A 16,649-nucleotide genomic window follows, 5' to 3' on the forward strand; every position below is an offset into this window, starting at 1 on the left:
ATACAAAACTTACTTATAGATATGGTATTATAAATATGTATGTATATGTGTGTATCTGTGGAAATTTAGTAAAGGAGGCACTTTTATGAAAAAAGAACAAAAAAAACTTACAGAGATGACAACAGCAGGTGGTTGAGCTGCTAAAATAGGGCCAGAGGTTCTGGCGTCAGTTTTATCTCAATTACCTAAAAATGATAATATAGAAAACCTATTAGTGGGATTAGATACAGCAGATGATGCTGCAGTTTATAAATTAAATGATGATATGGCACTTATTCAAACACTAGATTTCTTTACACCAATGGTAGATGACCCATATGTATTTGGGCAAATTGCTGCTTCAAATTCACTATCAGATGTGTATGCTATGGGAGGCAAACCTTTGGTGGCGATGAATATTGTTTGTTTTCCATCATGTCATGATATGGATGTGCTTGCAGAAATATTAAAAGGTGGATTTGATAAAGTAAAAGAAAGTGGAGCACTTTTAGTTGGAGGGCATACTGTAGATGATAAAGAACCTAAATATGGTCTTTCAGTTTCGGGAATTGTAAACCCAAATAAAGTTTTGTCAAATGCTACTGCAAAGCCTGGGGATAAGTTAATTATAACAAAACCAATTGGAGTGGGTGTATTAAATACTGCCATGAAAGAAGGTATGGTAGAACAACATATAGCAGATAAAGTAATAGAAATAATGATACATTTAAATAAATATGCAGCAATGAGCTTTGATAAGTTTGATGTAAATTCAGTTACAGATATAACTGGTTTTGGTTTACTTGGACATACTTTAGAAATGGCTAAAGCTTCTGAAGTTAGTATTGAAATTGAATCAAATCATGTACCAATTATTGAAGGTGCAATAGAAATGGCACAAATGGGAATTATACCTGCTGGTATGTATAAAAATATGCATTATGTATCTAAAGATGTAGAAGTTGTAGGAGATGTAGAAGTTGCAGTTCAAGATATTTTATACGACCCACAAACCTCAGGAGGGTTATTAATTTCAGTAAAAGAAGAACTTGCAGATGCACTTGTAAGAGATATGAAGTTAAATGGAGCAATAGAAGCTAAAATTATAGGTTCTGTAGTTTCAAAAGGGGAAAAATATATTACAGTTTTATAAAATATTATAGAGAAAGAGTGATTGTTTTGAGCAAAAGAGAATTGTTTGCAATGTTGCCTTCAGTTGATGAAGTATTAAGTGATAATAGAATTGTAGAAATAATAGAGGAATATCCTAGAAGTTTAGTCCTAGAATCTGTGAGAGAAGTAATAGATTTTAAAAGACAATTTATATTAAGATTAAAAGAAGATGTATCAAATTCTGTAACAATAGAGTTTGATGAAATAATAGAATCTGCGATAGATAGAGTTAAGTTGAATTACTCATTATCCTTAAAAAAAGTTATAAATGCAACTGGTACAGTTATTCATACAAATTTAGGCAGGTCTTTACTTAGTAAAGATATAAAAGATGAATTATGGTGTGCTGCTTCAAGGTATTCAAACTTAGAATATGATTTAGATAATGGAGAAAGAGGTTCAAGATATTCTCATTTAACTAGTACAATAAAAAGACTTACTGGTGCGGAAGATGTACTAGTTGTAAATAATAATGCTGCAGCAGTGCTTCTTGTACTGAGTACAATGGCTAAAGGAGGAGAAGCGATTGTATCTCGTGGAGAATTAGTTGAAGTAGGTGGTTCATTTAGAATTCCAAGTATAATGGCTCTTAGTGGTGCAGAGCTTGTTGAAGTTGGTTCAACTAATAAAACTCATTTAAAAGATTACAAAGATGCAATTACAGAGGATACAAATGTATTGATGAAAGTTCATACAAGTAACTATAGAATTATGGGATTCACAGAAAATGTTTCTATAGAAGAACTAGTCAATTTAGGTAAAAAATATAAATTACCTGTAATAGAAGACTTAGGAAGTGGGGTATTTATAGATTTATCAAAATATGGATTATCTTATGAACCAACTGTATTAGATTCAGTACGACAAGGTGCAGATGTAGTAACTTTTAGTGGAGATAAGATGCTTGGAGGTCCGCAAGCTGGAATTATAGTTGGAAAGAAAGAGTATATAGAAAAAATGAAGAAAAATCAACTTACTAGGGCTCTTAGAGTTGATAAACTTACAATATGTGCTCTTGAAGCGACACTTAGAATGTATTTGGATGAGACAAAGGCTATAGAAAATATACCTACCCTAAAAATGTTGACATATAAAATTGAAGAATTAGAAGTAAAAGCAAATAAACTATTTGAAAAAATAACTGCTTTAAATTTAAATGCCAACATAAATATAGAAGATGGATTTTCTCAAGTAGGAGGAGGTTCTATGCCTCTTGAAACGATAAGCACAAAAGTAATATCAATAACTCCTGAACATATGAATGTTTCATCTTTAGAAAAGAAACTAAGACTTAGTGAAGCACATATAATAGCTAGGGTGTATGATAATAAATATGTACTAGATGTAAGAACTATATTTGATGATGAATTTGATGTAATAGTTGAAGAATTGAGAAACGCATTTAATTAAATAAATTTGAATTAATAATAGTATTAAATTTAGAAGTATAAGTATTGAAGTTTTGATTAAAAAATAGTTACGCATACTTGTGACTTTAGTCATGGGAGGTTCAGAGGGGGCAAAAAATGAAAAATGTAGTAATTGGAACAGCAGGTCATATTGACCACGGGAAAACTACTCTTATAAAAGCATTAACGGGAAGAGAAACTGATACATTAGATGAAGAAAAAAAGAGAGGTATTTCAATAAACTTAGGATTTACTTATTTTGATTTACCAAACAATAGAAGAGCTGGAATTGTAGATGTACCAGGACACGAAAAGTTTATAAAAAACATGCTAGCTGGAGCATCAGGGCTTGATATAGTTTTACTTGTTGTAGCCGCAGACGAAGGAGTTATGCCACAGACAGTTGAGCATTTAGATATTTTAAGCTTTTTAAATATCAAAAATGGAATAGTGGTTCTAACTAAGTCTGATACTGTAGATGATGAATTTAGAGAGTTGGTAAAAGAAGATATTTGTGAAAAAATAAAAGGAACTTTTCTTGAAAACGCGGAAATAATTGAAGTTGATTCTATATCTAAAAAAGGTATAGACACTCTTATTGAAAAAATAGATAAAATGAGTGATGATATAGAAGATAAAAATGAAAATTCTCCAGCTAGACTTAATATAGATAGAGTATTTTCAATAAAAGGGTTTGGTACAGTAATAACAGGTACTTTAATAGAAGGAAAGATAAGTATAGAAGATGATTTGGTTATATATCCACAAGTACTAAAAACAAAAATAAGAAGTATACAAGTTCATGGAGAAAATAAAAATACAGCTTATGCAGGACAAAGAACAGCAATCAATATATCAAATATAAAAGTAGATGATATAAAAAGAGGAGATGTTTTAGCTGCACCAAACTCACTAGAGGAATCAATGATGTTGGATGTAAAATTATCATTAGTAAATCATTTAGATAAAGGATTAAAACATTGGGATAGATTAAGATTGTATCATGGAACTAGAGAGATACTTTGTAGAGCAGTCCCACTAGATAAAGAATTAATTGAAAATGGAGAAAGTGGTTATGTTCAGTTAAGACTTGAAGAAAGCATAGTATCTAAGAAAGGCGATACATTTGTAGTTAGACGCTATTCTCCAATGGAAACTATAGGAGGAGGTGTAATAATTGACCCATCTCCTAAAAAACATAAAAGATTTGACGAAAAAGTTATAGAAGTATTAAAAATAAAAGAAAAAGGTGAACTTAAAGATATCATAGAAGAGTACTTAAAAAGGAATCTAAAAAATTATCCAAATATAAAAGAAATAATGAGTTATAGTGGTGCTCATGAAGAACATGTAAAAAAATCACTTGAGACACTTATATCAGAAAATAAAGTATTTATTATAGGAAATATGTATATTCATATAAATCAATATAATAAATTAAAAGAAAACACAATAAATCTTTTAGGTGAGTATCATAAAAAGTATAGACTTAGAAAAGGGATGTTAAAAGAAGAAGTAAGGTCTAAGATAGAAAGTAATTTCAAGACTAGAGAGATGGATATTTTATTAGAAAAATTATCTACAGAAAATGTCATAAAAATAGAAAATAATATAGTATCTTTATTTGATTTTGAGGTTATTTTAAATGAGAAACAAAAAGAAATAGCAAAAAAAATAGAAAAAAGATTAAAATCATGTGGAGTTTCTTCTATACTGACAATAGATGAAGTTTCTGAAGGAAATCATAACTATGCTGAAGTATTGGAGTCAATGATAGGTAATAAAGTAGAGAAATTAGATGATTTGTATATAATGGACAAAGGTATTTATGAAGATGCAAAGAATACTTTGATAAATTATATAAAAGAAAATAAAGAAATAACACTAGGAGAATACAGAGATTTGATTGATTCTAGTAGAAAAAATTGCATGATTATATTGGAAAACTTCGATAGAAACAAAATAACTAAGAGAGTAGAAAATAAAAGAATTTTGTTTTAGCAGAAAATGTCTGTTTTTGCTTTGAGGCATAAAGAAGGAATTATAATGTCGAGTATCGTATAATTAATTAGTATAAAATATTAATTAAGAGGAAGTGTAAAGTATTGAAAAATATAATGCCTGCTGTAAAACCAGATATAAAAGAAAGAGAAGACATGAGCCTTTTATTTATAATAATGGGCTCAGTACTTTTATTATTTATTATAAAAGATAAAGATAAATATGAAACTTTATTACATGCTATATATGCGGTATTCTTAATAGCTACAGGAATAGTTATATTTAATACTACAAAATTTAAAGTAGATTCATTTTCTACATTTTTAGGATTAATTTTTACAGCTACTGGAGCATTGGAGTGTATATATTTATTTAATTCCTTGGGAATTAGAACTCGGTCTATAATAGATATTAATATCACAATATCATCAATAACAGATTTATTTCCTATGCTAGGTGTATACTTAAGTTTTAAATTTGTTAAAGATAATAAACAAATTCATTCAAGTGTAATTTTATTTATAACAACTGTTACCTTAACAATAATATCTTTATTCATAATATCTGGGATTTGTAACTATCTATTAAATGATACATCACAATATTCTTTAGGAATTATAACGTCTGTATTTATGATAATTATTTTTATTGTAAGTGCAGTTGAATTAAACTCAAGTGCGAATGAAGGTAAATGGGAATATAATGAAAAAAAGCTTTTTAATAGAATAATAATAATAATAATCTTATCAAGGATTCCAAATCTATTACATATGGTTATTGATGATAGGCATGTAGAGGGAATCTTATCACAGATAATAATAAATGTAGCCATATATTATTTATATAATTACATAGTATCTGAGAATATTAAGAAAACAGCACTAGAATTACATGATATAAATGAAGAATTAACAATAAAAACGGAAAGTTTGAAAGAAAAGAACAAAAAATTAATATATGAAACAGAAAAGATAGAGGAACTTAAGGAAATACTTATAAAAAGAGAATCTCGACTACAATCTACATTAGATGTAGCAGTAAATAGTATAGTTGTATTTAGTAAAGATGGAGAAATTACATATGCAAACAAGAGTTTTAGAAATATTTTTGGAGATTATAAAGAACAAGATAAACTGACTGATAAAATAAAAAACTTCAATGATTTAATAGAAAGTATTCATTATGTATTTGTACATGAAAATAATGTAGAAAAACTCATTAATACAAGCGATAATAAAGTTTATCAAGCTATACTTGCTCCTTTAATTATTGCTTCACAAATAGAAGGAGTATTATGTGTACTAGAAGATAAGACTAAGAAAAAGGAATACGAACGTAAACTTATTGAAGCAAATAAGAGAAGCAGAGATTTTTTAGAAAGTGTTGGAGATGGCATAGTAGTGCTTGAAGGTAGTAACAAAATATATGTTAATAATGCATGTAGAGAAATTTTTAAAAATAAATTAGAAAGTATTGATTTTTCATCAGTATGTAAAAGTGAAGAAAGTATAGAAAAAAGATATGTAATAGATGGTGAAGTAAAGTACGTAGAGATGAGTTTTTCTCAGTATACTAATGGTGGGACTGATAAAACTATTATTGTGATACGTGATACAACTTCTCGAAAAATATCTCAAATAAAACTTGAAGAGAGTCAATCATCTTATTCAAGATTTATAGACATATTACCTGATGGCATATGTTTATTGAAAGAAGACTTAAGTATAAACTATGCAAATAAGTCGTTTTTAGATATGCTAGCTTTTACAAATATAGATGATATAAAAGACTCTAATATTAGGCTACTAATGAATGCAAATACTGAAGAAAAAATGAAATTTACTGATAATATGGCTAAAGTTCTAAACGAAAATAGAAGCATACTTTTACTAGAGTATGAGTTGATAAATAGTTATGATAATATAGTAGAAGTAGAATTAAGTGCATTACCTTTTGCTATATATAATACTAGATATATAATGCTTATTATAAAAGATTTAGCACATAAAAAATATTCTGAACAAGCAGAAAAAGAACTGCTTGAAAGATTTAAAACAGATAAAATCAAAACTGAGTTTTTTGCAAATATGTCTCACGAGTTAAAAACTCCACTAAATGTTATATCAAGTTCAAATCAACTAGTAGATTCTTTCTATAGAACTGAAAAGATAAAAGACTACAATAATAATATTAAATCTCATGTGGATTTAGTTAGACAAAGCTCTTACAGGCTTCAAAGATTAATAAATAATATCATAGATTTAACCAAGATGGATTCTGGTTTCTATACACTAAAACTTGCAAAATACAATATTGTATCTGTAATAGAAGATTTATTTATGAATATAGAAGAGTATGCAAGTAGAAAAGATATAAAAATTCTATTTGATACAGAACTTGAAGAAATTAATGTTTATATCGATAAGGTTGAAATTGAGAGGATTATGTTGAATCTATTGTCAAACTGTGTTAAGTTTACTGATAATGGAGGCTGGATATGTGTAAATATTCATTATAAAATAGATAAAGTAATTATAAGTGTAAAAGATACTGGAGTTGGAATACCTCAAGATAAATTAGAATTGATTTTTGAAGAATTTTCACAAGTTGATAAGACTTTATCTAGAAATACTGAAGGAAGTGGAATAGGTCTTGCTATAGTCAAGAATCTAGTAAGTCTTCATGGTGGAGATATAGAAGTAATAAGTGAAGTGAATAAAGGTACAGAATTCATAATTTCACTTCCAATGAAGAGTTTTAATAGTGAACATTACACAGAAGATAAGAGAATATATAACATTCAAGAAAAAATAAAAATAGAATTTTCTGATATATATTATTAGAGATTTTTATAAACAAAGATGAAATCAAAATACTATATGTTTAAGTAGGTATTTTATAAAAATAGGTCATCATAAAGTAAGTCATTATGATGGCCTATTTTTAGTTAGATTTTATATATGAGAGCATATAATTTCCAAATTACCTTCAAAGCTAAAATCTCCAAATTCACTTGGTAATATGAAGTGCATTCCCTTTTTTAAATCATATTTCACAGAATTGTGTATTAATTTTCCATTTCCATCCAATACACTGTATAAAGAAAAAGGTGTATTGTGTGTAAAACTACATTTTCCAAAAACATCTAATTTGTAAACACTGAAAAATTCATTTGATACAAATGTTGTACATTTAAAGTCTGATGTTGATACAATTTTATAATCAGTATCAAAATTTGTATGAGGAACATTAGTAACATCTATGGATTTTTGAACATGAAGTTCACGTTTATTACCTGAATTGTCAGTTCTATCATAATCATAAACTCTATAAGTAGTATCTGAATTTTGTTGAGTTTCTAAAATTAATGTTCCTTTACATATAGCATGTATAGTTCCACTTGGAACATAGAAAAAGTCTCCCTTTTTTATATTAATTTTTCTAAGTAGTTTGTCCCATTCATTATTATTTATCATATCTACAAATTCTTTATGAGATTTTGCATTATGACCTATTATAATTTCTGCATCATCAGAACAATCTATTACATACCAACACTCTGTTTTGCCCAACTCTCCATTTTCATTTTTCTTAGCATATTCATCATTTGGATGAACTTGAACTGACAAATTATCATTTGCATCTAATATTTTTGTAAGCAAAGGAAATTTATCACCAGGTGTATTTCCAAATAATTCTCTATTTTTATTCCACAATTCAGATAGCTTTTTACCTTTATATTCTCCATTTTCTATTAAGCAATCTCCATTTTTATGAGAACTTATCGCCCAACACTCACCAGTTGTTGGTGAATCTATTTCATAATTAAATTTATCTTTAAGTGCAGTACCACCCCATATTCTATCCATAAAAATAGGTTTTAAAAATAATGGTTCCATAATTCTGTTCCTCCTATGATATTAAATTTATCCTACAAATAATTATATATAAATAGATTATAAAATCAATAGTAAAAAAGTTTTGTCCCTTGAAATGACATAAAGTATAAGGAGTTATTAAATAAGATAAACTATGATATATAATATAAAGTTCTAAATTGGAGTGATAATTATGGAATTATTTAAAGAAGAAAGCAAAAAATACAAAAAAGAATTTTTAAAGCTGTTGGAAGAATGGGTAAGTATACCTTCATTTTATGATAAAAAAACAGTATCTAAAGACATGCCTTTTGGAAAAGGAGTATATGATGCATTAAATTGGTTTGAAAATCTAGGTAGAAAAAACAATTTTAAAGTAAAAAATATAGATAATTATGCTATTCAAATTGAATATGGAGATGGTAAAGAGTATGTAGATATATTTGGGCATTGTGATGTTGTAAATTCAGGTGAAGGATGGGACAGCGAGCCATTTAAACTAAATATTATAGGTGATAAATTAGTTGCTAGGGGAGTATCTGACAACAAAGGACCTATGATAGTGAATTTTTTAGCGTTAAAAATGATAAAAAATTTAAATATTGATTTAAAAAGAAAGGTTAGATTAATAGCAGGAGGAAATGAAGAAAGTGGATTTAAGTGTATAAAACACTATTATAGTAAAGAACCATATGGTGTATATGGATTTACTCCAGATGCTAAATTTCCTGTACTAAATGGGGAAAAAGGTGGAGCAGTAATAAAATTAATTTCAGATATAGACAATAAATCTTTATATATAAGTGGTGGAATAGAATTTAATACAATACCAGATAAAGTGTATATAAAAAATATAAAAAAATTGGGTAAGGATAATATATATTGTGATTTTAATAATATGTCAATAAGTTATGATAAAGGAGATTATGTTATACATGGAAAAGGTGGGCATTCATCTAAACCTGAAAAGTCAATCAATCCTGTACTAGGTACAATTAAACTTCTAGCAGAAAATATTGATGAAGATTGGGCAAAAGACTTGTATAAGTTAATAAATCAAGATAATATAGATGGAAAATTATTTGATTTAAATATTGAAGGAAAATGTGGGATTTTATCAATGGTTCCAACAATAATAAATATAATAGATGGAAAGTTAGAAGTTGTTTTAAGTGTTAGATATCCTGAAGTATTAACAATTGAAACTATAATAAAAAAATTTAATTTGTATATGAATAAAAATAACATTAATAAATTCAAGGTTATTGGGGAAAATTTAAAGCAAGCAAATTATATAGATAAAAACACAAAACTTGTAAGAAGTTTGCATGATATATATGTAAAGTATTCTGGAGATTTAAAAAACAATGTTAGAGTAACTAGTGCAGGAAGTTATGCTTCTGAAATGCATAATTCAGTAATATTTGGTTGTGAATTTCCTGATGGTAGTTTTGGAAATGTCCATAGTGCAAATGAATTTGCTAGCTTAGACAGATTTATAACTGCAATATCCATATATGCAGAGGCAATAATTACATTGTGTAACAAAATATAAATACAAAATGTCCCTTATATAGACATATTATATATACAATTAAAATTTTACTTGATATATAATTGAAATCAAAGAGAAGGTGATACAATGATAACTAAGAAACATGCAGTAATAGTAAAAAGTTTAAGCAATAAAGACGGATATATGACATCAAACGAACTAGCTATTAAATTGGATGTGTCTACTAAAACTATTAAAAGATATATAGCAGACTTAAATAGTATTTTAAGTAAGTATGATTTGGTAATAGCTTCTTCTAGAGGTATAGGATATAAGCTAAGCGGCTCTAAAAGTAATATAGCAAAAGCTGTTAAAGAAGCGAATAAATATATTGATGGTTTTTTAGATGATTCTGAAGAATCAAGATTGTCAAATATAATATGTATGCTTATTAACAAAAATTATATGAGTATAGAAGCAATGGCAGAAGAATTAAATCTAAGTATAGCCGCTATAAACAAATTGTCTAGTAAGCTTAAAAGAAAACTTGAAAAGTATGACTTAGTTATAAAATCTAAACCTTACTATGGAAGCTATATACATGGTGAAGAAATTAATATAAGACAATTAATTACTGACTATGCAATAAAATTAGATGAAAAAAGTAAAGTAAAGGTGTTTCTAGATGACATCAGTGAAAACGATATACACTGTATAGAAAGCATTTTAGAAAGACATTTAAGAGAAAAAGATACAATAATTTCAGATAAAGATTTTAATCTTTTGCTTTCAAAGATAATTGTTTCTGTGTTTAGGAGTAAGAGAGGTCATAGTAATAATATAAACTTGATGGATACAAATTATAGATTTCATAATTACTACTTTATAGAAACTTTAATGAAAGAGATATCTGATAAGATTGGATTTAAACTTATTGAAGATGAGGTAATTTATATTTCAAATTACTCTGGTGTAATAGCATATAAAGACACACAAGGGAGACAAAACACAAGTGAACTAGAGGAGCGAATAAGTAATGTTATAAGTAGTGCACTTCAAGATATATTACTTATTTCAGGTAGTGATTACACAAAGGATGAGGAGTTTATGATATCAGTATCTGACCATATAAAGAGATTTTTAAATAGAGCTAAAGCTAATATAAAATCAAATAATCCTCTACTCCATCAGATAAAAGAGAAGTTTCCTATAGCTTTTAATCTAGCTGTGTTTTTATCAAATAAACTAGAAACTGAGTTTAATTTAAAACTTGATGAAGATGAACTTGGATATATAGCTATTCACTTTGCTGCTTCAAATGAAAGAATGAAAAAAAATACTAGTAAGAAGATTTGTATAGTTTGTCATTATGGTATAGGAACAGGACAACTTATTTCTGAAAAGTTAAAGCAGAATATAAGTGATTTAAGCGTTGTAGGTGTTTATCCAGTTAGATATCTTGATATGGCTATAAGTCAAGATGTTGATTTGATAGTATCTACGGTTGAATTAAAAGGATATAAAAAACCTGTGCTATATATAGAAAATATATTTGATGATAGCTTAATTGAAAACGTAAACAAAGCCTTTTATGAAAAGGAAGAAAGAAGAAAGATAATAAGTAATATGTTTGATGAGAAAGCTTTTTTCAGTATAAAGGCTAGTACTAAAGAAGAGGTTATACTTTCACTTTCAAATAAACTAAAAGAAAGAAACTTTATAGAAGAAAGTTCTATAAGAAGCATAATAGATAGAGAAAATATTTCATCAACTGAAATAGGAAATCTAGTAGCAATACCTCACACAATAGTGAAGGGAGACAAAAAATCTATAATAGGAGTTGGAATACTTGAAAATCCAATAATTTGGGATAAACAAGAAGTTCAGCTAGTATTTATGGTATTTTTTAATACTAAAGAAAAGCATAATTTCTCGATATTTAAATACCTTTATAATTTTATAAAAGATGAAGGTGGAGTAAGAGGAATTATTAAAATATGTGACTTTAATAAATTAATGTCACTGATAGGTAATTAAGGAGGAAGTTAATAATGGGAACAAACATATTTAACAAAGAATATGTGTTTTTAAACGTTGATGCTAAATCAAAGGTTGATGTTTTAAAATTTATAGCAAAAAAAGCTAAAGAATTAAACTTAACAGAAGATGAAAATCTGGTATATGAAGGTTTAATGGCTAGAGAAGAACAATTTACTACAAATTTAGGTGAATCTATAGCAATACCTCATACTAAAAACGATGCAATTGAAAATCCAGCAGTAGTAGTGTTGAAGTTTAATGAGGATGTTGTTTGGAATGAAGGTGAAGACAATGTTAAATTGGCAATAAGCTTACTTATGCCAGGAAAAAGTAAAGAAAATATTCACCTTAAATTATTGTCATCTCTTTCAAGAAAATTAATAAATAAAGATTTTAAAGATTCTCTTTTAAAGAGTAATGATACTGAAGAAATATCTAACTTAATAAATGAAGCTTTAGGTTTATAATTAAACACTAAGGTTAAGATAAAACAAATAATTAATAAAAAATAGGAGGAATTTAAAATGAATAAAAAATTAGTAGCATTATGTGCTTGTCCAATGGGACTAGCTCACACTTTCATGGCAGCAGAAGCAATAGAGCAAGCAGCAAAGGCATTAGGTTATGAAGCAAAAGTTGAAACTCAAGGTGCAGATGGTGTTCAAAATGAGTTAACAAGAGATGATATATTAGGAGCAACTATGATAATACATGCAGTAGCAATAACACCAGAAGGTATGGAAAGATTTGATGGTTGTGAAGTTTATGAAGTTGAATTACAAGAAGCTATAAAAAATGCAGAGGGTGTTATAAAAGAAATAGAAGAAGATTTAGGAATATAATAAATTTATTGTGGAGGAAATAGAATGGCAATTAAGAAAAAAGTTATAAACAGTTCAGGTGCTTCTACAACAGGAGGAAATAATGTAGGAAAATCTACTCCATCTAATCCAACTCAATCAAAGGGAAATGGAAAATGGAAGGAAATAAGTAAGCATATAATGACAGGTATATCATATATGATACCAGTTTTAGTAATGGGTGGACTTATAGGGGCTTTATCTCAATTAATACCATATGCTATATTAGGACTTGACCCATCTGTGGGTATAGTTGATGCTATGAATTCAGGAGAATTTACAGGATTCAAACTTAGTCTTTTAAATATGGCACAATTAATGTCAAATTTCGGATTTACTTTATTTGGCTTTGCAATACCACTATTTGCAGCATTTTGTGCAAACTCTATAGGAGGAAAAACAGCTTTAATTGCAGGTTTTATAGGTGGATATATAGCTAACAAACCTGTAGGTGTACCACAATTTGTAGATGGACAATGGACTGAAGTTGTTCCAGTTGCATCAGGATTTTTAGGTGCAATATTAATAGCATTCATAATAGGATATTTTGTAAAATGGTTAAACAAATCTATAAGAGTTTCTCACAACTGGTTAGCTTTTAAAACAACATTTTTAATACCATTAATAGCATCATTAACTTGTATGGTATTGATGATATTTATAATAACTCCATTTGGTGGATTAATTAATGAAAGTATGAAAAACTTCTTAACAGCAGCAGGAGCAGCTGGAGAATATGTATATGCAACAGCTTTAGCAGCAGCTACAGCATTTGACTTAGGAGGACCAATAAACAAAGCCGCAGGATTCGTTGCACTTGGTTTAACTACAGAAAATGTACTGCCAATAACAGCAAGAACAATAGCTATAGTTGTTCCTCCAATTGGATTAGGATTAACAACATTATTAGATAAAAGATTAGTAGGAAGAAGAGTATATGATAGACAATTCTATCAAGCAGGAAAAACTTCTATATTCTTATCATTTATGGGCATATCTGAAGGAGCAATACCATTTGCACTTGAAAGACCAGGTTTTGTTATACCTTTAAACATAGTAGGAAGTGTAATAGGAGCTATTACAGGTATAATTCTAGGAGCAATTCAATGGTTCCCAGAGTCAGCTGTATGGGCATGGCCTCTAGTAGATAACTTATTTGGATATGTAATAGGTATAGCAGTTGGTGCTATATTCATAGCAGTAGGAAATATATTCTACAGAAATAAATTAATAAAAGATGGTAAACTTGTTGTAGATTATATCGACTAGTATTTAATTTTACTATCTATAAATAACCTTGGCTGGTAATATGGTTTAATATTACCAGCCTTACCTATATGATTAATTAAAGGCGGTGGAGATAAGATATGGAGAAGATAGAAAAAGTAAGAGCGTATCTTAGAGAATATGATATAGATGGATTTCTTATCAATAGTCCTACAAATAAGTTTTATGTTGGAAATCTATTTAGTTCTTCAGGTTATGTTTTTATAACGAAAGAAGCACAATATATAATAGTAGATTTTAGATATTTTGAAGAAGTTAAAAGAAAATCGAGCTTGTTTAATGTAGTATTAATGGACAAAACTAGAACTCATTTCGATATAATTAATGATATTTGTAGAGAGCAGAATATAAACAAAATTGGATTTGAAGGAAATGAAGTATCTTTTGATTCATATAGAAGTATGAGTAATAAGTTAAGTGCAACCTTAAAATCAGTTGATTTATCTACATTAAGGGAATCAAAAAATGAAGACGAAATAAAATATATAAAAAAAGCTTGTGAAATAGTCGATGCTACATTTTATCATATAATTGATTTTATAAAAGTTGGTATGACTGAAAAGCAAGTTGAAAATGAAATTGTTAGGGTTATAAAAGAGTTAGGTGGTCAAAAAGAATCTTTTGATACAATAGTTGCGTCTGGACTTAGAGGAGCATTACCTCATGGAAAAGCAAGTGAAAAAATTATAGAGTATGGAGATTTTGTTACTTTTGATTTTGGTGCTAAGTACAATAATTATTGTTCAGATATTACTAGAACCATTTGTATGGGGACTATAAATAAAGAGTTAGAAGAAATATATAATATAGTAAGAGAAGCAAATGAAGAGTGTATAAAGGTTTTAAAACCAGGAATGACTACTGGTGAAATAGATAAAGTTGCAAGAAATATAATTAGCTTATATGGATATGCTGATAATTTTGGTCATAATCTAGGTCATGGTGTAGGAATTATGGTTCACGAATATCCTGCATTAGCTCCTGAATCAAATGAAGTATTAAAAGAAGGAATGATTGTAACTATAGAGCCAGGTATATATGTTCCAACTCTAGGAGGCGTAAGAATAGAAGATGATGTACTTATAACACAAGGTGGATGTGTGAGGTTGACTACATCTACTAAGGATTTAATAGTTGTAAGCTAAAAATAAATTAGATAAATATTTTATAACAATAAGAAAAGAAGAGGTAAATTTAAATGTATAATTTTGATGATAGACCAGATAGAATAAGTGAAAAGTGTAGAAAATGGGATTTAAATATCATAAGAGATAAGTTTGGAGATATTAAAGAAGATTTTGTACCAATGTGGATTGCTGATATGGATTTCAAAATACCAACAGAAATAGAAGATAAATTTATTGAGGCTGTAAAAAGAGGGGTATTTGGATATACATACTGTTACGATGAATTTTATGATTCAGTTATTGGATGGCAAAAAAATATGCATGAGGTAAATGTAAAAAGAGAATGGATTACATTAACTTATGGAACTGTATCGACACTTCATTATGTAGTGCAAGCTTTTTGTAAAAAAGGTGATAGTATAATATTAAATACACCAGTTTATGACCCTTTTGAATCATCAGCAAAAAAACAGGGTGTAAATGTAGTTTGTAACACATTAGATGTTGTAAATGATAGATATTATATAAATTTTGATAAATTAGAAGCCCAAATTAAGGAAAATAAACCTAAATTAATGATGTTTTGTACACCACATAATCCATCTGGAAGAATATGGACAATTGAAGAAATGACAAGAGTAGCAACTATATGTAAAGAAAATAATGTTATTTTGGTTGCAGATGAAGTACATGCAGAGCATATTCACTATGGTGAATTTAATTCAATACTTAAGATTGAAAAAGAGCTTTTAGAAAATGTTATTCTATTGACATCACCAAACAAAGGATTTAATCTTGGAGGATTAAAGACTTCTTACTCAATAGTCATAAATAAGAATATAAGAGATAGATTTAGAGATAAACTAAAGCAAAACTCTATAACTTCTCCAAATGTATTTGGAATATTAGGATTGATAACTGCATATAATGAGTGTCACGAATGGTTAAGTGGTGTAAATGAATATATAAAATCAAATTATGAACTTTTAGAAGCTTGGGTAAATAAATATAGTAAGATAAAATTGATGAAGATGGAATCATCTTATTTAGCTTGGATGGATATAAGTGGATTAGGTATAAGTGCAAGTGAATTTACAGATAAGTTGGCTATCGATACAGGAGTATTATTAGAAGATGGAAGCCATTTTGTACAAGATGGTGAAAACTATGTTAGAATAAATTTAGGAACTCAAAAAGAAAATGTAATTGAAGCTCTAAATAGAATGGATTTATTTTTAAAGTCTTTATAAAAATTTGGTTGAATTAGTGTTTTATATAAATTTAAACTATTAATATGGTATATACATAAGTACAATTTGTCTTAGATTACTTAGTATATACCATATTTTATATAAAACTTAAATTTGAATTAGTTATGTGATAACTATTTAAATTCTTAT

General features: G+C 27.9%; 12 protein-coding genes. 11 read left to right on the forward strand and 1 reads right to left on the reverse strand.

The genetic code is table 11. The features are described from left to right. The first annotated feature begins 85 nt into the window (after positions 1-85). From selD to KGF42_RS05115, 4 genes are all read left to right on the forward strand, one after another. Positions 86-1,132 carry a selenide, water dikinase SelD gene (gene selD, locus KGF42_RS05100; RefSeq protein WP_227825909.1) on the forward strand — a complete coding sequence of 349 codons (1,047 nt, stop codon included), beginning with the start codon at positions 86-88 and terminating at the stop codon, positions 1,130-1,132. Between the two features lie 50 nt (positions 1,133-1,182). Continuing rightward, positions 1,183-2,562, forward strand: a complete 1,380-nt coding sequence (gene selA, locus KGF42_RS05105) for an L-seryl-tRNA(Sec) selenium transferase (protein WP_227821111.1) — start codon at positions 1,183-1,185, stop codon at positions 2,560-2,562. A gap of 116 nt (positions 2,563-2,678) precedes the next feature. After that, positions 2,679-4,562, forward strand: coding sequence for a selenocysteine-specific translation elongation factor (gene selB / locus KGF42_RS05110; RefSeq protein ID WP_227821074.1), 1,884 nt, complete (start codon positions 2,679-2,681; stop codon positions 4,560-4,562). A 104-nt stretch (positions 4,563-4,666) separates the two neighbouring features. After that, positions 4,667-7,405: an ATP-binding protein gene (locus tag KGF42_RS05115; protein WP_227821073.1), complete on the forward strand. Its 2,739-nt coding sequence runs from the start codon at positions 4,667-4,669 to the stop codon at positions 7,403-7,405. Between the two features lie 111 nt (positions 7,406-7,516). On the opposite strand, the gene manA is transcribed toward KGF42_RS05115, so the two are convergent. Then, entirely contained in the window at positions 7,517-8,461 is a 945-nt protein-coding gene (gene manA / locus KGF42_RS05120) for a mannose-6-phosphate isomerase, class I (protein WP_227821072.1), read from the reverse strand. Between the two features lie 172 nt (positions 8,462-8,633). Here manA and KGF42_RS05125 point away from each other — a divergent pair, with 172 nt between their 5' ends. The 7 genes from KGF42_RS05125 (at position 8,634) to KGF42_RS05155 (ending at position 16,499) form a co-directional block, all read left to right on the forward strand. After that, on the forward strand, positions 8,634-9,995 hold the full coding sequence (locus tag KGF42_RS05125) for a Sapep family Mn(2+)-dependent dipeptidase (protein ID WP_227825910.1): 1,362 nt from the start codon (positions 8,634-8,636) through the stop codon (positions 9,993-9,995). Between the two features lie 87 nt (positions 9,996-10,082). After that, on the forward strand, positions 10,083-11,972 hold the full coding sequence (locus tag KGF42_RS05130) for a BglG family transcription antiterminator (RefSeq protein ID WP_227825911.1): 1,890 nt from the start codon (positions 10,083-10,085) through the stop codon (positions 11,970-11,972). Between the two features lie 14 nt (positions 11,973-11,986). Beyond that, positions 11,987-12,442, forward strand: a complete 456-nt coding sequence (locus KGF42_RS05135) for a PTS sugar transporter subunit IIA (RefSeq protein ID WP_227821069.1) — start codon at positions 11,987-11,989, stop codon at positions 12,440-12,442. Between the two features lie 57 nt (positions 12,443-12,499). Beyond that, a complete protein-coding gene (locus KGF42_RS05140; protein ID WP_003416512.1) occupies positions 12,500-12,817 on the forward strand; it encodes a PTS fructose transporter subunit IIB in 318 nt (105 codons plus the stop codon). A 24-nt stretch (positions 12,818-12,841) separates the two neighbouring features. Next, positions 12,842-14,104: a PTS fructose transporter subunit IIC gene (locus tag KGF42_RS05145; protein WP_227821068.1), complete on the forward strand. Its 1,263-nt coding sequence runs from the start codon at positions 12,842-12,844 to the stop codon at positions 14,102-14,104. Between the two features lie 98 nt (positions 14,105-14,202). After that, positions 14,203-15,267, forward strand: a complete 1,065-nt coding sequence (locus tag KGF42_RS05150) for an aminopeptidase P family protein (protein ID WP_227825912.1) — start codon at positions 14,203-14,205, stop codon at positions 15,265-15,267. A 53-nt stretch (positions 15,268-15,320) separates the two neighbouring features. Beyond that, positions 15,321-16,499, forward strand: a complete 1,179-nt coding sequence (locus KGF42_RS05155; protein WP_227821066.1) for a PatB family C-S lyase — start codon at positions 15,321-15,323, stop codon at positions 16,497-16,499. Positions 16,500-16,649 lie beyond the last annotated feature (150 nt).

This window comes from Clostridioides sp. ZZV15-6383, assembly GCF_020657735.1.
Lineage (GTDB): Bacteria > Bacillota > Clostridia > Peptostreptococcales > Peptostreptococcaceae > Clostridioides > Clostridioides difficile_D.